Source organism: Lacicoccus kunmingensis DSM 17847 (assembly GCF_059568765.1).
In genome coordinates this window covers 40,339-56,114 of the sequence record NZ_JCANUC010000009.1, presented here as the reverse complement: position 1 = coordinate 56,114, position 15,776 = coordinate 40,339, and the positions used below count along the sequence as shown (strand labels likewise).

At 40.4% G+C, this 15,776-nt stretch carries 30 protein-coding genes; all 30 read right to left on the bottom strand.

The features are described 5' to 3' along the window. Positions 1-100 precede the first annotated feature (100 nt). Positions 101-502 carry a 50S ribosomal protein L17 gene (gene rplQ / locus BO48_RS10005; RefSeq protein WP_462419774.1) on the bottom strand — a complete coding sequence of 134 codons (402 nt, stop codon included), beginning with the start codon at positions 500-502 and terminating at the stop codon, positions 101-103. A gap of 18 nt (positions 503-520) precedes the next feature. Next, a complete protein-coding gene (locus tag BO48_RS10000; protein ID WP_496367300.1) occupies positions 521-1,462 on the bottom strand; it encodes a DNA-directed RNA polymerase subunit alpha in 942 nt (313 codons plus the stop codon). An 85-nt stretch (positions 1,463-1,547) separates the two neighbouring features. Beyond that, entirely contained in the window at positions 1,548-1,937 is a 390-nt protein-coding gene (gene rpsK, locus BO48_RS09995) for a 30S ribosomal protein S11 (protein ID WP_092984585.1), read from the bottom strand. A 23-nt stretch (positions 1,938-1,960) separates the two neighbouring features. Further along, on the bottom strand, positions 1,961-2,326 hold the full coding sequence (gene rpsM, locus BO48_RS09990) for a 30S ribosomal protein S13 (protein WP_496367299.1): 366 nt from the start codon (positions 2,324-2,326) through the stop codon (positions 1,961-1,963). Positions 2,327-2,347: 21 nt separating this feature from the next. Beyond that, positions 2,348-2,461 carry a 50S ribosomal protein L36 gene (gene rpmJ / locus BO48_RS09985; RefSeq protein WP_003156543.1) on the bottom strand — a complete coding sequence of 38 codons (114 nt, stop codon included), beginning with the start codon at positions 2,459-2,461 and terminating at the stop codon, positions 2,348-2,350. Positions 2,462-2,491: 30 nt separating this feature from the next. Beyond that, positions 2,492-2,710: a translation initiation factor IF-1 gene (infA, locus tag BO48_RS09980; RefSeq protein ID WP_052255496.1), complete on the bottom strand. Its 219-nt coding sequence runs from the start codon at positions 2,708-2,710 to the stop codon at positions 2,492-2,494. Positions 2,711-2,860: 150 nt separating this feature from the next. Further along, a complete protein-coding gene (locus BO48_RS09975) occupies positions 2,861-3,508 on the bottom strand; it encodes an adenylate kinase (RefSeq protein WP_496367297.1) in 648 nt (215 codons plus the stop codon). Between the two features lie 12 nt (positions 3,509-3,520). Continuing rightward, entirely contained in the window at positions 3,521-4,819 is a 1,299-nt protein-coding gene (gene secY / locus BO48_RS09970) for a preprotein translocase subunit SecY (RefSeq protein ID WP_496367296.1), read from the bottom strand. Continuing rightward, positions 4,819-5,259, bottom strand: a complete 441-nt coding sequence (gene rplO, locus BO48_RS09965) for a 50S ribosomal protein L15 (RefSeq protein ID WP_052255493.1) — start codon at positions 5,257-5,259, stop codon at positions 4,819-4,821. Before rplO ends, secY begins: the two co-directional genes overlap by 1 nt. A gap of 27 nt (positions 5,260-5,286) precedes the next feature. Then, positions 5,287-5,466, bottom strand: a complete 180-nt coding sequence (rpmD, locus tag BO48_RS09960) for a 50S ribosomal protein L30 (protein WP_496367295.1) — start codon at positions 5,464-5,466, stop codon at positions 5,287-5,289. A 15-nt stretch (positions 5,467-5,481) separates the two neighbouring features. Beyond that, positions 5,482-5,982, bottom strand: coding sequence for a 30S ribosomal protein S5 (gene rpsE / locus BO48_RS09955; RefSeq protein ID WP_052255491.1), 501 nt, complete (start codon positions 5,980-5,982; stop codon positions 5,482-5,484). 20 nt (positions 5,983-6,002) lie between these two features. Further along, entirely contained in the window at positions 6,003-6,365 is a 363-nt protein-coding gene (rplR, locus tag BO48_RS09950) for a 50S ribosomal protein L18 (protein ID WP_496367293.1), read from the bottom strand. A gap of 25 nt (positions 6,366-6,390) precedes the next feature. Further along, positions 6,391-6,927, bottom strand: coding sequence for a 50S ribosomal protein L6 (gene rplF / locus BO48_RS09945; RefSeq protein ID WP_496367292.1), 537 nt, complete (start codon positions 6,925-6,927; stop codon positions 6,391-6,393). Positions 6,928-6,951: 24 nt separating this feature from the next. Beyond that, positions 6,952-7,350, bottom strand: a complete 399-nt coding sequence (gene rpsH / locus BO48_RS09940; RefSeq protein WP_052255488.1) for a 30S ribosomal protein S8 — start codon at positions 7,348-7,350, stop codon at positions 6,952-6,954. A 30-nt stretch (positions 7,351-7,380) separates the two neighbouring features. Next, positions 7,381-7,566, bottom strand: a complete 186-nt coding sequence (locus tag BO48_RS09935) for a type Z 30S ribosomal protein S14 (protein ID WP_052255487.1) — start codon at positions 7,564-7,566, stop codon at positions 7,381-7,383. 20 nt (positions 7,567-7,586) lie between these two features. Then, positions 7,587-8,126: a 50S ribosomal protein L5 gene (gene rplE, locus BO48_RS09930; protein ID WP_462419764.1), complete on the bottom strand. Its 540-nt coding sequence runs from the start codon at positions 8,124-8,126 to the stop codon at positions 7,587-7,589. 27 nt (positions 8,127-8,153) lie between these two features. Then, on the bottom strand, positions 8,154-8,480 hold the full coding sequence (gene rplX, locus BO48_RS09925) for a 50S ribosomal protein L24 (protein WP_092984564.1): 327 nt from the start codon (positions 8,478-8,480) through the stop codon (positions 8,154-8,156). Between the two features lie 30 nt (positions 8,481-8,510). Then, entirely contained in the window at positions 8,511-8,879 is a 369-nt protein-coding gene (gene rplN, locus BO48_RS09920) for a 50S ribosomal protein L14 (RefSeq protein WP_052255484.1), read from the bottom strand. A 29-nt stretch (positions 8,880-8,908) separates the two neighbouring features. Beyond that, positions 8,909-9,172, bottom strand: coding sequence for a 30S ribosomal protein S17 (gene rpsQ / locus BO48_RS09915; protein ID WP_052255483.1), 264 nt, complete (start codon positions 9,170-9,172; stop codon positions 8,909-8,911). 17 nt (positions 9,173-9,189) lie between these two features. Next, positions 9,190-9,399, bottom strand: a complete 210-nt coding sequence (gene rpmC / locus BO48_RS09910) for a 50S ribosomal protein L29 (protein ID WP_052255482.1) — start codon at positions 9,397-9,399, stop codon at positions 9,190-9,192. Next, positions 9,389-9,823 carry a 50S ribosomal protein L16 gene (gene rplP / locus BO48_RS09905; RefSeq protein WP_052255481.1) on the bottom strand — a complete coding sequence of 145 codons (435 nt, stop codon included), beginning with the start codon at positions 9,821-9,823 and terminating at the stop codon, positions 9,389-9,391. Before rplP ends, rpmC begins: the two co-directional genes overlap by 11 nt. A gap of 15 nt (positions 9,824-9,838) precedes the next feature. Next, positions 9,839-10,483, bottom strand: coding sequence for a 30S ribosomal protein S3 (gene rpsC, locus BO48_RS09900; RefSeq protein WP_496367289.1), 645 nt, complete (start codon positions 10,481-10,483; stop codon positions 9,839-9,841). 20 nt (positions 10,484-10,503) lie between these two features. Beyond that, positions 10,504-10,899, bottom strand: a complete 396-nt coding sequence (gene rplV, locus BO48_RS09895; RefSeq protein ID WP_496367288.1) for a 50S ribosomal protein L22 — start codon at positions 10,897-10,899, stop codon at positions 10,504-10,506. 31 nt (positions 10,900-10,930) lie between these two features. Continuing rightward, a complete protein-coding gene (gene rpsS, locus BO48_RS09890; RefSeq protein ID WP_496367287.1) occupies positions 10,931-11,209 on the bottom strand; it encodes a 30S ribosomal protein S19 in 279 nt (92 codons plus the stop codon). A 60-nt stretch (positions 11,210-11,269) separates the two neighbouring features. Further along, positions 11,270-12,100 (bottom strand): 50S ribosomal protein L2, encoded by an 831-nt coding sequence (rplB, locus tag BO48_RS09885; protein ID WP_496367286.1) that lies wholly within the window; start codon positions 12,098-12,100, stop codon positions 11,270-11,272. Positions 12,101-12,132: 32 nt separating this feature from the next. Next, on the bottom strand, positions 12,133-12,405 hold the full coding sequence (gene rplW / locus BO48_RS09880) for a 50S ribosomal protein L23 (RefSeq protein ID WP_052255476.1): 273 nt from the start codon (positions 12,403-12,405) through the stop codon (positions 12,133-12,135). Continuing rightward, on the bottom strand, positions 12,405-13,025 hold the full coding sequence (rplD, locus tag BO48_RS09875; protein WP_496367284.1) for a 50S ribosomal protein L4: 621 nt from the start codon (positions 13,023-13,025) through the stop codon (positions 12,405-12,407). Before rplD ends, rplW begins: the two co-directional genes overlap by 1 nt. A gap of 30 nt (positions 13,026-13,055) precedes the next feature. Next, positions 13,056-13,718 carry a 50S ribosomal protein L3 gene (gene rplC / locus BO48_RS09870; RefSeq protein ID WP_496367283.1) on the bottom strand — a complete coding sequence of 221 codons (663 nt, stop codon included), beginning with the start codon at positions 13,716-13,718 and terminating at the stop codon, positions 13,056-13,058. Positions 13,719-13,742: 24 nt separating this feature from the next. Then, positions 13,743-14,051, bottom strand: a complete 309-nt coding sequence (gene rpsJ, locus BO48_RS09865) for a 30S ribosomal protein S10 (RefSeq protein ID WP_052255473.1) — start codon at positions 14,049-14,051, stop codon at positions 13,743-13,745. Between the two features lie 315 nt (positions 14,052-14,366). Continuing rightward, positions 14,367-15,701 carry an NCS2 family permease gene (locus tag BO48_RS09860; RefSeq protein WP_496367282.1) on the bottom strand — a complete coding sequence of 445 codons (1,335 nt, stop codon included), beginning with the start codon at positions 15,699-15,701 and terminating at the stop codon, positions 14,367-14,369. Between the last annotated feature and the right edge of the window lie 75 nt (positions 15,702-15,776).

Sequence of the window (15,776 nt, the reverse complement as noted above, 5' to 3'; positions counted from 1 at the left end):
GCATAAGAGCCGCGCGTTTATTCAATATAGCCTGCAGGATACGTAGAGCTAAACAAAAAGAATCATGTTCTTTTTATTTTAACACTCACTCTGCTTTTAATTATTCAGCTTCTTCTGAAGTTGCAACTGCACCTTCAACAAACTCAATAATAACAAGTTCAGCACCGTCACCACGACGTTCGCCTAATTTTTTAATGCTTGTATATCCACCTTGACGATCTTCGAAACGTGGAGCAATATCATTAAATAATTTTTGAAGTGCATCTTGAGTTGTTCCATCTTCATTAAGAATTTCAACGTTACGCACTGTTTGACCTGCACGTCTTCTCGCAGCGATGTCACCACGTTTACCAAGAGTTACAAGTTTATCAGCGATACTGCGCAGTTCTTTTGCACGCTGCTCAGTTGTAGTGATGCGTTCACTTACAATCAATGAAGTTGCAAGGTCACGTAACATTGCTTTTCTCTGGCTTGAAGTACGGCCTAATTTTCTGTAGCCCATGTGAAATAACCTCCTTTATCAGTCTTCTTTGCGGAGTCCGAGTCCAAGGTCTTCTAATTTGAATTTAACCTCTTCCAAAGACTTGCGTCCTAAGTTTCTGACTTTCATCATGTCTGCTTCTGATTTATCAGTAAGCTCTTGAACCGAATTGATTCCCGCACGCTTTAAGCAGTTATAAGAACGTACAGACAAATCTAATTCTTCAATAGACATTTCAAGTACTTTTTCTTTTTGATTTTCTTCTTTTTCAATCATGATTTCAACATTTTGAGCTTCGTCAGTCAAACCGACAAAAATATTCAAATGCTCAGTCATAATTTTAGCGGATAGTGAAACTCCTTCTTGAGGTGTAATCGAACCGTCTGTCCAAACATCCAATGTCAACTTATCAAAGTTTGTCATCTGTCCAACACGAGTGTTCTCTACTGTGTAGTTAACTCTCTCAATTGGTGTGTAGATGGAATCCACTGGAATAACACCGATGGATAGTTCACTCTTATTGTCATCAGACAATGTATATCCACGACCACGATTTGCGATCATTCTCATCCTGAACACACCGCCGCTGCTGACAGTTGCGATTTTAAGATCAGGGTTCAAAATTTCAACATCACTATCATGCGTGATATCTGAAGCTTTCACTTCACCTTCACCAGAAACATCGATTTCCAAAGTTTTTTCTTCTTCAGAGTAAATTTTAAGTGCAAGGTGTTTAATGTTGGTAATAATTGTAGTTACATCTTCAACTACATTATCAACGGTTGAGAATTCATGAAGTACATTTTCTATTTCTATCGTTTTTACAGCCGCACCTGGTAAAGATGACAATAGTATGCGACGTAAGGAGTTCCCAAGAGTTGTTCCATAGCCTCTTTCCAAAGGTTCAACAACAAACTTACCAAACTTAGAATCTTCCGATATTTCCACTGTTTCAATTCTAGGTTTTTCGATTTCTATCATTAGTTACTTTTCCTCCCTTTAAACGCCGAAAATATTATGCAACCATGTGTTCTATTATATATGATTTGATGTCACAAATTAAGCCTTACACACGGCGACGTTTAGGTGGACGGCAACCATTGTGAGGTACAGGCGTAACATCTTTAATTGCAGTGATTTCCAACCCTGCTGACTGTAATGCACGAATAGCTGCTTCACGACCAGCGCCAGGACCTTTAACTGTAACTTCTACTGTTTTAAGGCCATGCTCCATTGCTGCTTTAGAAGCTGTTTCTGAAGCCATCTGAGCTGCGAACGGTGTTGATTTCTTAGAACCTTTAAATCCTAGAGCACCTGCTGATGACCATGATAAAGCATTACCAAATTCATCAGTGATTGTAACAATCGTGTTATTGAATGTTGAACGGATGTGTGCGACTCCCGCCTCTATATGCTTTTTCACCTTACGCTTACGACTTTGTTGTCTACGAGCCATCATTACTCCTCCTTTACTTTAAATTATTTTCTCTTGTTTGCTACTGTTTTAACTGGACCTTTACGAGTACGGGCATTATTTTTTGTCTTCTGTCCGCGTACTGGTAGGCTGCGACGGTGACGAATACCTCTGTATGAAGCAATTTCCATTAAACGTTTAACGTCCAGGTTTTGCTCACGACGAAGGTCACCTTCTACTTTATAACTGTCGATAACTTCACGAATTTTGTTCAGTTCTTCTTCAGTCAGGTCTTTAACACGTGTTTGATCAGAAACGCCAGCTTTAGCTACGATTTCTTCTGCTCTAGTGTTACCAATTCCGTAAATATAAGTTAAAGAAATAACGACACGTTTATCACGTGGTACGTCAACTCCTGCTATACGAGCCATAGTTTTACACCTCCGTTTATTTTATCCTTGCTTCTGTTTATGCTTAGGGTTTTCACAGATTACCATAACTTTACCTTTTCTGCGAATAACTTTACACTTCTCACAGATTGGTTTAACTGATGGTCTTACTTTCACGAGTATTACCTCCTTAAAATGTGGAGTCCATTATTTGAAACGATAAGTGATTCTGCCACGCGTTAAATCATATGGTGACATTTCAATTGTAACTTTATCGCCAGGAAGAATACGTATATAGTTCATACGGATTTTACCTGAGACATGTGCTAAAATCTCATGTCCATTCTCTAGTTCAACTTTAAACATTGCATTCGGTAAAGTATCAAGTACTGTACCTTCAAGTTCAATTACATCCTGTTTACTCACTTCAATTCCCCCTTTACAGTTTCATATTTCTGTCGAAATATACTTCAGGTGAAGATCGCATTCACTTAACGTCAAATAAATATTGAACTCATATATTTTTATAATAAGTTACGTAATATTCACCTTAAAGTACTGTTTAGAGGTGAACATTTATAAGTTTTGTAAAATGTCATCAATCTCAACAAATACATCATCGATGTCTTTAGAGCCATCCACATTGACAAGAACATTCTGTTCTTTGTAAAAATCAAGCAGTGGCTGCGTTTGTTTTAAATTTACTTCAAGACGATTTGCAACTGTTTCCGGATTATCGTCTTCACGCTGATACAGCTTGCCGCCATCGAGGTCACAAATGCCCTCTTGTTTTGGTGGGTTGAAGACTAGATGGTATGCAGTTCCACAGACTTCACAAATGCGTCTGCCTGTCAGACGATTCATAAGTTCCTCTTCATCCACGTCAACATTGATTGTACGGTCGATTTGAGTCCCCAACTCGTCCATTATATCATTTAAGGCTTCAGCCTGCTCAACAGTACGAGGAAATCCATCCAATAAAAAGCCTTCTTTAGCATCACTCTGTGACAAGCGCTCTTTAACGATTCCTACAGTGACTGAATCAGGTACAAGTTCACCTTTATCCATATATGACTTAGCTTCTTGTCCAAGCTCTGTTTCGTTTTTAATAGCCAGTCGGAACATATCACCAGTAGAAATGTGAGGGATCGGGTATTTCTTGATAATCTTCGAGGCCTGTGTTCCTTTACCTGCACCAGGCAAGCCCATCAATATAATATTCATCCAATAATCCTCCTACCTGCGCTTTCTAAAGCCGCGGTATTCTCTTTGGTTTGCTTGTGCTTCTAATTGTTTCATTGTTTCTAATGCTACACCGATAACGATTAGTAAACTTGTACCTCCGACTTGAATAGCAGGTGGCAAGTTTAAAACATTAGTCACTATTAAAGGTATGATTGCAATTACTGCCAGGAATAATGAACCAACAAAAACAAGTCTGTATAAAACACTTGTTATATAGTTCTCTGTTGTCTTACCAGGTCTGATACCCGGTACATAGCTTCCCTGTTTCTTCAGATTCTCAGCCACCTTTTCAGGATTGACCTGTACGAATGAATAGAAATAGGTGAAACCAATGATAATCAACATATAGAATATCATGCCCACATAGTTTGTCGGATCAGAAAATCGTGCAATCGTCTGTGCCCAGTTTGCGTCTGGAAAGAACAATGTAAACGTCTGAGGCATCATGAAAAATGCCATAGCAAAGATGACTGGAATAACACCTGCAGGGTTAACTTTTAATGGTAAGAAAGTTGACTGCGGTGCAAGTTGTGATGTCGTCCTTTGACGTTTTGCATACTGGATAGGGATTTTACGAACGGCCTGGAGTACGAATACTGCAAACGCAGTTAGTAATAATAAGAATATTATTAAACCGACTAATTCCAAGATTGCCAATGTAGTGTCTTGTGAACCAGTAAATCTCTGTTGATATAACTGGATTAAAGCACTTGGTAACACAGAAAGAATCCCTGCAAAGATAATGATTGAAATACCATTACCTACACCATGTTCAGTAATTTGTTCACCGAGCCACATCAGGAATGCAGTCCCTGTAGTCAAAACAATCGCAATCAATAAATATGAACCAATATTATTGTCGTTAATCAGCATGCCATTAAACATCTGATTGAATGCATAACTCATTCCAATAGACTGGATAAATGCCAGTACAATTGTGAAATAACGAGTAAATTGAGCAAGTTTGCGTCTTCCGACTTCACCTTGTCTCGCCCACTCTGAAAACTTTGGAACAACATCCATTTGTAATAACTGAACAACAATTGATGCAGTAATGTAAGGCATTATTCCCATCGCCAGGATAGAGAAGTTCATCAATGCCCCACCACCGAAAGTATTCATAAGATCAAGTACGCCTTGCTGGCCCTGATTCATATCGAATACACCTGGATCAACTCCAGGTACAGGAATGTAGGTCCCTATTTTAAAAATGACTAACATTATCAGGGTAAAGAAAATCTTGTTACGTATTTCCTTTATCCTAAAAAAATTGGTGAGTGTCCCAATCATTAGATCACCTCATAATTTCCGCCCTGTTCCTCAATTGCTTTAGCAGCTGAACCAGAAAACTTATGAGCTTTAATTGTTAATTTCTTTTCTAGCGTACCATTTCCTAGCACTTTAATACCAGACTTTTCAGACTTAACAATACCATTTTCCAATAACAGCTCTGGAGTGACTTCTGTTCCATCTTCAAAACGGTTTAAATCACTTAAGTTAACAATCGCAAAGTCTTTACGGTTAACATTTGTGAAACCGCGTTTTGGAATACGACGGAATAATGGAAGTTGTCCACCTTCGAACGTTAAACCTACGCCGCCGCCTGAACGGGAGTTTTGTCCATCATGTCCGCGTCCAGCTGTTTTACCTCTGCCTGAGGACATACCTCTACCAACACGGTGGCGTTTATTACGCGCGCCTTCTACAGGTTTTAATTCGTGTAATTTCATCTTCGCACCTCCTATTTCATATTATCATTATTTTTCGTCTACTGTAACTAGGTGACTGACTTTTTCAACCTGACCTCTGATTTGAGGAGTATCCTCATGCTCTACTGTTTGGTTGATTTTCTTTAAACCTAGAGAAGCTACAGTTTTCTTCTGAGTTTCCGGTTTCCCAATAACACTTTTTTTGAGGGTAATTGTAATCTTTGCCATTTATATTGTCCCTCCTTAATTTATAATCTCTTCTACTGTTTTACCACGAAGTCTGGCAACTTCTTCTGCACTCTTAAGTTCAGAAATACCTGTTAATGTTGCACGCACCACGTTGATAGGTGTGTTTGCACCAAGTGATTTGCTCAGGATATCTGTTATACCTGCGAGTTCTAATACCGCACGAACCGGTCCACCTGCGATAACACCGGTACCTGGAGCAGCTGGTTTCATGAACACTTGACCTGAACTGAATCTGCCGATTATTTCATGTGGAATAGTACCGTCAACCATTGGTACTTCGATTAAATCTTTCTTAGCAGCTTCTACTGCTTTTTTAATAGCTTCCGGAACTTCTTGTGCTTTACCGGTACCGAAGCCGACACGTCCTTTTCTGTCCCCAACAATAACCAGTGCTGAGAAACGGAAACGACGTCCACCTTTTACTACTTTAGCAATACGGTTTATAGTAACCACTCGTTCTTCGAATTCTTTTACTTTATCATCTCTACGAGCCATTTATGCTTTCCCTCCTTTGATTAGAATTGTAGGCCATTTTCACGTGCCGCATCAGCAAGCGCCTTAACGCGTCCGTGATATAAATAACCGCCACGATCAAATATTACATTTTCAATGCCTTTATCTACTGCACGTTTTGCAACTAATGCACCGACTTCTGCTGCAGCATCTTTGTTTGAACCACTGTCTAATTTAAAGTCAGGGTCTTGAGATGATGCACTAGCTAAAGTCGTTTGACTATTATCATCAATAACTTGTGCGTAAATGTGTTTGTTTGAGCGGAATACGTTCAAACGTGGTTTTTCAGCAGTACCGCTTAATATGTTACGTATACGCTGATGTCTCTTTAGACGCACTTTGTTTTTATCTACTTTAGAGATCATTGATGTTCACTCCTCACTTGTTTAATTATTTACCAGTTTTACCTTCTTTTTGACGAACTTTTTCGTCTTTATAGCGAATACCTTTACCTTTGTACGGTTCCGGCGGTCTTACAGCACGGATTTTTGAAGCCAATGCTCCAACGTATTCTTTGTTGATACCTTCTATTTTGACTTTAGTGTTGCCATCAACTGAAATAGCTAATTCGTCAGAAGGTTCAAATTCAACCGGGTGAGAAAGTCCAACGCTCAATACTAATTTTTTACCTTGCATTTGAGCACGGTAACCAACACCCACAAGCTCTAAGTCTTTACTGAAACCGTCAGAAACACCCACAACCATGTTATTGATTAAAGAACGAGTTGTTCCGTGTACTGTGCGGTGCTCTTTAGAATCACTTGGACGTACAACTTCAAGTGTATTTTCTTCTTGTTTAAATGTCATTTCTTCATTAAAAGTGTTTACTAGTTCACCTTTAGGTCCTTTAACAGTAATTGTTGAACCGTCAATATCAACTGTTACTCCACTTGGAATATCAATGACGCGTTTACCAACACGACTCATATCGATTACACCTCCTAAAATATATTACCAAACGTATGCGAGTACTTCCCCGCCAATGTTTCTTTTACGTGCTTCTTTATCTGTAAGTACACCTTCTGATGTTGAAATCAATGCAACACCCAAGCCGTTCAGAACTTTTGGAAGCTCTTCTCTTTGAGCATATACTCTAAGTCCTGGTTTTGAAATACGCTTTAAACCGGTAATAACTCTTTCGTTGTTACCTCCGTATTTCATGAACATGCGAATGACACCTTGTTTATCATCTTCGATGTATTCAACATTTTTAACGAATCCTTCTAATTTAAGGATATCGGCAATTTCTTTTTTAATATTTGATGCAGGGATTTCTAATGATTCATGTCTGACGATGTTCGCATTTCTGATGCGTGTGAGCATATCTGCAATTGGATCTGAAACTGTCATTTAAATTTGCCTCCTTTCAATTTATGGCGATTACCAGCTTGCTTTTTTAACACCAGGAATCTGGCCTTTGTAAGCAAGTTCACGGAAACATATACGGCATAGTCTGAATTGACGAATTACTGAATGTGGGCGTCCACATCTTTCACAACGAGTATATTCTCTTACTTTAAACTTTTGTTTCTTTTGCTGTTTAGCAATCATTGATTTTTTAGCCACATTTTCGCCTCCTTAATAGCTTACTTTTGGAATGGCATACCGAACTGAGTTAATAGTTCTTTTGCCTCTTCATCTGTGTTTGCTGTTGTAACGATCACAATGTCCATACCTCTTACTTTTGAAACTTTATCGTAGTCAATTTCAGGGAAGATCAATTGTTCTTTAACACCAAGTGTGTAGTTACCGCGACCATCGAATGCTTTTTTAGAAACCCCTCTGAAGTCTCTTACGCGTGGTAATGAAACTGAGATGAGTTTGTCTAAAAATTCATACATTCTTTCACCGCGCAGTGTTACTTTTGCACCGATAGGCATACCTTCACGAAGTCTGAATGTAGCGATTGATTTTTTAGCTTTTGTAATCAATGGTTTCTGACCTGTAATTGCCTGCAGTTCTTCAACCGCTGTATCTAGTACTTTAGCATTTTGTACTGCATCGCCAACACCCATGTTAACAATGATCTTTTCTATTTTAGGTACTTCCATTACAGAAGAATAATTAAATTTATTTACAAGTTCTGTTTTGATTGATTCATTGAATCTTTCTTTTAAACGAGCCACTTAAAGTCCTCCTTTCACTTATACTGATTAATTGTTTTCAACTACTGGAATCTCTTTTCCAGATTTAGCAGCAACTCGGACTTTCGTTCCGTCCTCTTTGACTTCATAACGAACACGAGTACGTTCACCTGATTCAGGATCAACGTGCATTACGTTGGATACATGAATAGCTGCTTCAGTTTCTAAAATTCCACCTTCAGGGTTCATCTGTGAAGGTTTTTGGTGTTTCTTAACGATATTGACGCCTTCAACTACAACTCTTTCTTTTGCAGGGATGGCTTTAAGGATTGTACCTTCTTTACCTTTATCTTTACCGCTAATAACAACGACTTTATCACCAGTTCTTACGTGCATGAAAATCGCACCTCCTTATATAAATTGGGATTATAATACTTCTGGTGCAAGTGAAATAATTTTCATGAAGTTACCTTCGCGTAATTCACGGGCAACCGGACCGAAGATACGTGTACCTCTTGGACCTTTATCATCACGAATGATAACACATGCATTTTCATCAAATTTGATGTATGAACCATCTTCACGGCGAGCGCCGGTTTTAGTTCTGACGATGACAGCTTTAACAACTTCACCTTTTTTAACAACGCCGCCAGGCGTTGCATTTTTAACTGTTGCAACGATGACATCACCGATATTCGCAGTTTTACGTCCAGTACCACCCAATACTTTGATTGTTAATACTTCACGCGCACCTGAGTTATCTGCAACTTTCAAGCGGGATTCCTGTTGGATCATGCGAATGGACCTCCTTTATCTTCGATAGTTTAAATAATTACTGACTCTTCTACAATTTCTACTAAACGGAAACGTTTAGTCGCTGATAACGGACGAGTTTCTTCTATTCTTACTACGTCGCCCATTTTCGCACTGTTTTTGTCATCATGTGTTTTATACTTCTTAGAATATTTAACACGTTTGTTGATGATAGGGTGTCTTTTGTAAGTTTCAACAAGTACCGTAATTGTTTTATCCATTTTGTCGGATACTACGCGCCCCTGATAAACTTTACGATCGTTTTTCTCTTCCACTATATAACCCTCCTATATTATTGATTAGCTTTAGCTTCTTCTAGCTCTCTCTCGCGAATAGTTGTTTTCATTCTTGCGATAGTTTTTCTGACCGTTTTGATACGAGCAGTGTTCTCTAGCTGACCAGTAGCTAGCTGAAAGCGTAGGTTGAATAGTTCTTCTTTTAATTCTTTAACGTTATCTTCAATTTCTGACGTTGTTAAATCACGGATTTCATTAGCTTTCATTCGTATCACCACCTAATTCTTCACGTCTAACGATTTTAGTTTTTACCGGAAGCTTATGGCTTGCAAGTCGAAGTGCTTCTTTAGCGACCTCTTCTTCTACACCAGAAACTTCGAACATGATTCTTCCAGGTTTTACAACTGCAATCCATCCTTCAACTGCACCTTTACCTGAACCCATACGTACTTCTAATGGCTTCTTTGTATATGGCGTGTGTGGGAAAATATTAATCCATACTTTACCGCCACGCTTCATGAAACGTGTCATTGCAATACGTGCTGCTTCGATCTGTCTTGAAGTGATCCATGCAGTAGTAGTTGCCTGTAGACCGTATTCACCAAATGATACTTGATTACCGCCTTTTGACTGTCCTTTAGTATTCGGACGGTGTTGACGACGGTACTTTACTCTTTTAGGTAATAACATAATCAATTTCCTCCTTTACTTGTTATCTTTTTTTACAGGAAGAACTTCTCCACGGTAGATCCATACTTTGACACCTAATTTACCATAAGTCGTGTCAGCTTCTTCATGCGCATAATCAATGTCTGCACGTAGTGTATGAAGTGGAACTGTTCCTTCGTTGTAGCCTTCTGAACGAGCGATGTCTGCTCCGCCCAAACGTCCGGATACTTGCGTTCTGATACCTTTTGCTCCAGCTTTGAGCGCTCTTCCAAGTGCTTGTTTCTGAGCTCTACGGAATGATACTCGGTTTTCTAGTTGACGAGCAATGCTTTCCGCAACTAATTTAGCATCCATGTCGATTTTCTTAACTTCAACAACGTTGATATGAACTCTCTTACCGGTTAATTTGTTTAAAGCAGTACGTAATTTATCAATTTCGCTACCACCCTTACCAATAACCATACCTGGTTTACCAGTATGAACAGCAATATTAACTCGGTTTGCCGCACGTTCAATTTCAACTTTAGAAATAGATGCATCTTTAAGATTTGTCTCGATATATTCACGTACTTTTAAGTCTTCATGCAATAGATCTGCGAAGTCTTTATCTGCATACCATTTTGCTTCCCAATCACGGATGATACCTGTACGAAGACCAATTGGATTAATCTTTTGACCCAAATTAATTCCCTCCTTAATTTTTAAGCTTTTTCTTCAACTTTTTCGTTTTCTTCTGTTTCCACAGCCGTATCTTCTTCAATTGATGCAGGTTCTGCAACAATGATTGTCACGTGGCTTGTGCGTTTGTTGATTTTTGTCGCACGACCTTGAGCACGTGGACGGAAACGTTTTAGAGTTGGCCCTTCATCTGCGTATGCTTCTGATACGATCAGGTGGTCAACATCCATGTCATAGTTATGTTCTGCGTTCGCTACTGCTGATTTGATTAACTTCTCAACAACAGGCGAAGATCTTTTATTTGTAAGCTGTAGGATAGACATTGCTTCTCCGACTTCTTTACCGCGGATTAAATCCAAAACAAGTCTCACTTTACGTGGAGCAATTCTAACTGTTTTAGCAACTGCTTTCGCTTGCATGTTCCGTTCCTCCTTTATAACCGGTTATTTCTTATCTTTTTGTTTTCTTGTCATCGTCGCCGTGACCTTTGAAAGTTCTTGTTGGTGCGAACTCTCCAAGTTTGTGTCCGACCATATCTTCTGTAACGTATACCGGTACGTGCTTGCGGCCGTCATAGACTGCAATTGTGTGCCCGATAAAATTAGGGAAGATCGTTGAACGGCGTGACCATGTTTTTATAACGCTTTTTTTGTTAGCTTCATTTAAGTTTTCAACCTTTTTCATCAAATGACCATCGACGAAAGGTCCTTTTTTAAGACTGCGAGCCATTAGGGAGCCTCCTTCATCAAAATTGTGTGCGGAGTATGAGTCCGCACAGCTTTATTTTATTTATTTCTTACGTTTTCTAACAATCATCTTATTAGAACGGTTTTTGCCTTTACGCGTCTTCTTACCAAGAGTAGGTTTGCCCCATGGTGATAATGGTGACGGCATACCGATTGGTGTACGGCCTTCACCACCGCCGTGTGGGTGATCGTTAGGGTTCATAACAGAACCACGAACTGTAGGGCGCATGCCTTTCCATCTGGAACGGCCGGCTTTACCAACATTGATAAGTTCATGCTGCTCGTTGCCGACAGCACCGATTGTCGCACGGCAAGTTGCAAGAATCATTCTTACTTCACCGGATTTAAGTCTTACCAATACGTATTTACCTTCTTTACCAAGCACCTGTGCACGTGCACCTGCTGAACGTACCAGCTGGCCGCCGCGACCAGGCTTCAACTCGATATTATGGATCATTGTACCTACTGGGATATCCTGTAGTGCCATAGCGTTACCAGGCTTGATGTCAGCGTCCGGTCCGCTTTCGATTACTGTTCCTACAGTAATTCCTTTTGGTGCTAAAATGTAGCTCTTTTCGCCGTCAGCGTATTGAACTAATGCAATATTTGCTGAACGGTTTGGATCATACTCAATCGTAGCGATTTTTCCAGGTACACCGTCTTTAATACGTTTGAAATCAATTACTCTGTATTGACGTTTATGTCCGCCGCCTTTATGGCGTACAGTCATTCTGCCCTGGTTGTTACGACCCGCTTTTCTCGGAAGCGGCTGTAATAGTGACCGTTCCGGAGTTGTTGATGTGATTTCAGCATAGTCCGAACCAGTCATATTACGACGAGCATTCGTGGTTGGCTTATAATGTTTAATTGCCATCTCGTTTTACCTCCTTAATGGTATGACTCTGATTAAAAGATTTCAATCGAGCCTTCTCTTAATGTTACGATCGCTTTTCTTCTTCTATTTGTATAGCCTTCGTAGCGACCCATACGTTTTTTCTTTGGTTTATAGTTCATAATGTTAACTTTTTCAACTGTTACATCGAAGATTTCTTCGATTGCTTTTTTAACTTGTGTTTTGTTTGCTTTTACGTCCACATCAAATGTGTACTTGTCCATTTGCATTAAGTCTGCTGAACGTTCCGTGATTACTGGACTTTTGATAATATCGCGAGCATCCATTACAGAAGTACCTCCTCTGCTTTAGTGATTGCACCTTCCGTGAAAATAACACGGTCCGCAGAAAGGATATCCAGGACATTAAGGTTTTCCGGTGTAAGTACCGTTACGCCTTGTAAGTTACGGGATGAAAGTTCTACGTTTACATTTTCATTTTCTAGAACCAGCAGAACTTTCTTATCTGCTTTAAGATTCGCAAGGACAGCCTGGAATTCTTTAGTTTTTGGTGCGTCTAATGAGATGTTGTCTACTACTGTCAGTACATCTTCATTAACTTTGGCCGATAGCGCTGAGCGGATTGCCAAACGGCGCATTTTCTTCGGCATTTTATAAGAATAGCTTCTTGGTGTCGGTCCGAATACAACTCCGCCGCCTCTGTAGTGCGGTGCACGGATTGTACCCTGACGTGCGTTACCTGTACCTTTTTGTCTGAATGGTTTTCTTCCACCACCACGAACCTGCGAGCGGTTTTTTACTGCATGAGTACCACGACGAAGTGATGCACGCTGCAATTGTACTGCTTCGAATAATACGTGCTGGTTCGGTTCGATACCGAATATATCCTGGTTTAATTCCATAGAATTAACTTTTGATCCATCTTTAGATAAAACATCGATTGCCATGTGTTAAATCCTCCCTTCCTGATTTTTTATTTATTTAACACTCTTTTTATTTGCTGTAGCAATTTTTACATAGCCTTTACGAGGGCCCGGCACGTTACCTTTGATAAGTAACACGTTGCGTTCTTGGTCCACACGGACGATTTCCAAGTTTTGAAGAGTAATTGTTTTACCACCCATACGGCCTGGTAGTTTTTTACCTTTGAAAACTCTTCCCGGATACGCAGCTGCTGCCATAGCACCAGGTGACCTGTGGAAATGGGAACCGTGGCTCATAGGTCCGCGTGACTGATTGTGACGCTTGATTGCACCCTGAAATCCTTTACCTTTTGAAGTTCCCGTTATATCAACAAAGTCCCCTGCTTCAAATGTATCTGCAGTGACTTCTTGACCGATTTCGAATTCTTCAACATTCAAGTTTTTGAATTCACGAACGAAGCGCTTAGGGAGAGCTCCGGAAGCTTTAGCATGTCCTGCTTCCGCTTTGTTTGCATACTTATTGGATTTAGCACCCTCAAAGTATTCGCGTTTGTCGTCGAAACCAATTTGTACAGCGTTATAGCCGTCAGTTTCTTCAACTTTCTTTTGTACTACTACGTTACCTGTTGTTTCTACTACTGTTACCGGGATCAGTTCTCCGTTTTCTCCGAAAACTTGAGTCATCCCAACTTTTTTACCTAAGATTCCTTTGGTCATCGAAAGTCCACCTCCTGTTAAAAATTATAATTTGATTTCGATGTCTACGCCCGATGGTAAGTTTAAGCCCATTAGAGCATCAACTGTTTTCGGTGTAGGGTTTAAAATATCGATAAGACGTTTGTGCGTACGCTGTTCAAACTGTTCACGTGAATCCTTGTACTTGTGCACCGCACGAAGTACTGTGTAGACAGTTTTTTCAGTTGGCAGTGGAATTGGTCCTGAAACATCAGCACCTGAGCGCTTTGCTGTTTCTACGATTTTTTCCGCTGACTGATCCAATACTCTGTGATCATACGCTTTTAAACGAATACGAATTTTTTGTTTTGCCATTATTTTTACCTCCTTTGGTCGTCATCAATAGTTTTGATAGACTTCTCCACGAAAATTTTCTAACACATTGCCATGGCAATGCGGCCGGGTGTGTCAGTAACCTCTCGCTTCTTAGATATCGAAAAGCGACAATATCAATGTTTGGCCTGCTTTTCTTATTCAAGGCAGTGTCATCCACCTTTTTAGTCCAACGTTAGATATAATACACGAAAAGAGTGAGAAAATCAATAGATAAACTAAGATTTTTCCACTCTTTTTGCTTCGGGTTTTTTCGGACCCTATCATTATACGATATTAAGTTACTTATTACAATGGTCATTCCGAGACAAATACGAAATACAATATGAATATGACGAACAGCCAGTACATCATTGGATGTATTTCTTTGCGGCGACCAGCCATAATCATTGTAACCGGATAGAATATGAACCCGACAGCTATCCCTGTCGCTATACTGTATGACAATGGCATTATGAACACTGTCAAAAATGCAGGCACTGCTATTTCAAACTGATTGAAAGGTATTTTAGTCAAATTGGAAGCCATCAATGCACCTACTATAATGAGAGCAGGCGCTGTAACTTCCGAAGTAAACGTCACCAGCAACGGTGAAAAGAATATTGCTGATAAGAACAGCAGTGCTGTTACAACACTTGCAAAACCGGTCCGGGCCCCGGCGGCCACACCGGCAGTGGATTCAACATAAGAAGTCGTCGTTGATGTTCCGAAGATTGAACCTGCGATGGTCGCTACAGCATCAGACAACAGCGCACGGTTAGCACGCGGCAGTTTATTATCCTTGATGAAGTTCGCCTGTGAGGCAACACCAACCAAAGTACCTGCAGTGTCGAAAAAGTCTACAAACAAGAATGTAAGCACTACGATTAAAAACTGAGTGTTAAACAGCTGCGACGGTTCTGAAAATGCTTCAAAAGCCGCGCCAAAAGTCGGTTCCATACTCGGGACTGCACTCACTATGCCTTCCGGCACCGGCACTAGGTTCAACAGCACCCCTGCAACAGCCGTGATGATCATCCCTATGAATATTGCACCCGGTATCTTTTTAGCCATCAAAATGACAGTGATAAGCAATCCGAAACCTGCAAGCAGCACGCCTGAATCGTGCACCGGTCCGAGACTGACAAGCGTCGCCTCATCTGCGGCGATGATTCCTGCACCCTGCAGTCCGACGAAGGTGATGAAAAATCCGATCCCCGCACTGACGGCCATCTTCATTTCCATAGGGATGGAGTTTATTATGTACTCACGGAGTCCTGTAACAGTCAAAATGACAAATATTGCCCCTGAGAATAAAACGCCCGTCAGCGCTGTCTGCCATGGTATGCCCATTGTGAGAACGACGGTGAAGGCAAAGAATGCATTCAGTCCCATGCCCGGAGCCAGCGCAATAGGATACCTTGCAAAGATTCCCATAATCATCGTTCCAACAAAAGCTGCAAGTGCTGTCGCTACGAAAACCGCGTTCATATCCATCTTCATATCATCAGGCACACCCTCGATGCCCTGAAGAGATAACATTGAGGGATTGACCGCGAGTATATATGCCATTGACAGGAAAGTCGTTAAACCACCGATTATTTCCCGCCGGTAGTTGGTATCGTGCCCTTTGAAATCAAAGTACTTTTTCATTTCACTTCTCCGTTCTTTTAATTTTCGCCTCTGCCTTTTAATTTTCGCCTCTGCCTTTATAATAGGAAGTTTTTC

Excerpts from the sequence above, each read along its gene's own strand:
- rpsH (WP_052255488.1), bottom strand. The coding sequence starts at position 7,350 with ATGACAGTTTCAGATCCAATTGCAGATATGCTCACACGCATCAGAAAT.
- rpsS (WP_496367287.1), bottom strand. The coding sequence starts at position 11,209 with ATGGCTCGCAGTCTTAAAAAAGGACCTTTCGTCGATGGTCATTTGATG.
- rplQ (WP_462419774.1), bottom strand. The coding sequence starts at position 502 with ATGGGCTACAGAAAATTAGGCCGTACTTCAAGCCAGAGAAAAGCAATG.
- rpsJ (WP_052255473.1), bottom strand. The coding sequence starts at position 14,051 with ATGGCAAAACAAAAAATTCGTATTCGTTTAAAAGCGTATGATCACAGA.
- BO48_RS09860 (WP_496367282.1), bottom strand. The coding sequence starts at position 15,701 with ATGAAAAAGTACTTTGATTTCAAAGGGCACGATACCAACTACCGGCGG.
- BO48_RS09975 (WP_496367297.1), bottom strand. The coding sequence starts at position 3,508 with ATGAATATTATATTGATGGGCTTGCCTGGTGCAGGTAAAGGAACACAG.
- rplN (WP_052255484.1), bottom strand. The coding sequence starts at position 8,879 with ATGATCCAACAGGAATCCCGCTTGAAAGTTGCAGATAACTCAGGTGCG.
- BO48_RS10000 (WP_496367300.1), bottom strand. The coding sequence starts at position 1,462 with ATGATAGAAATCGAAAAACCTAGAATTGAAACAGTGGAAATATCGGAA.
- rplP (WP_052255481.1), bottom strand. The coding sequence starts at position 9,823 with ATGTTATTACCTAAAAGAGTAAAGTACCGTCGTCAACACCGTCCGAAT.
- rplC (WP_496367283.1), bottom strand. The coding sequence starts at position 13,718 with ATGACCAAAGGAATCTTAGGTAAAAAAGTTGGGATGACTCAAGTTTTC.
- rplV (WP_496367288.1), bottom strand. The coding sequence starts at position 10,899 with ATGCAAGCGAAAGCAGTTGCTAAAACAGTTAGAATTGCTCCACGTAAA.
- rpmC (WP_052255482.1), bottom strand. The coding sequence starts at position 9,399 with ATGAAAGCTAATGAAATCCGTGATTTAACAACGTCAGAAATTGAAGAT.
- rplF (WP_496367292.1), bottom strand. The coding sequence starts at position 6,927 with ATGAGTCGTGTTGGTAAACGCGTCATTGATATTCCAAGTGGAGTAACA.
- rpsK (WP_092984585.1), bottom strand. The coding sequence starts at position 1,937 with ATGGCTCGTAGACAACAAAGTCGTAAGCGTAAGGTGAAAAAGCATATA.
- rplR (WP_496367293.1), bottom strand. The coding sequence starts at position 6,365 with ATGATCTCTAAAGTAGATAAAAACAAAGTGCGTCTAAAGAGACATCAG.
- rpsM (WP_496367299.1), bottom strand. The coding sequence starts at position 2,326 with ATGGCTCGTATAGCAGGAGTTGACGTACCACGTGATAAACGTGTCGTT.
- rplD (WP_496367284.1), bottom strand. The coding sequence starts at position 13,025 with ATGGCAATCGATGTTTTATCTAAAGATGGATCAAAAGTTAATTCTATG.
- rpmD (WP_496367295.1), bottom strand. The coding sequence starts at position 5,466 with ATGGCAAAGATTACAATTACCCTCAAAAAAAGTGTTATTGGGAAACCG.
- rplX (WP_092984564.1), bottom strand. The coding sequence starts at position 8,480 with ATGCACGTAAGAACTGGTGATAAAGTCGTTGTTATTAGCGGTAAAGAT.
- rplB (WP_496367286.1), bottom strand. The coding sequence starts at position 12,100 with ATGGCAATTAAACATTATAAGCCAACCACGAATGCTCGTCGTAATATG.
- rpsE (WP_052255491.1), bottom strand. The coding sequence starts at position 5,982 with ATGGCTCGTAGAGATGATAAAGTAAAAGAATTCGAAGAACGAGTGGTT.
- rplO (WP_052255493.1), bottom strand. The coding sequence starts at position 5,259 with ATGAAATTACACGAATTAAAACCTGTAGAAGGCGCGCGTAATAAACGC.
- secY (WP_496367296.1), bottom strand. The coding sequence starts at position 4,819 with ATGATTGGGACACTCACCAATTTTTTTAGGATAAAGGAAATACGTAAC.
- rplW (WP_052255476.1), bottom strand. The coding sequence starts at position 12,405 with ATGGATGCTCGCGATATTATCAAAAGTCCAGTAATCACGGAACGTTCA.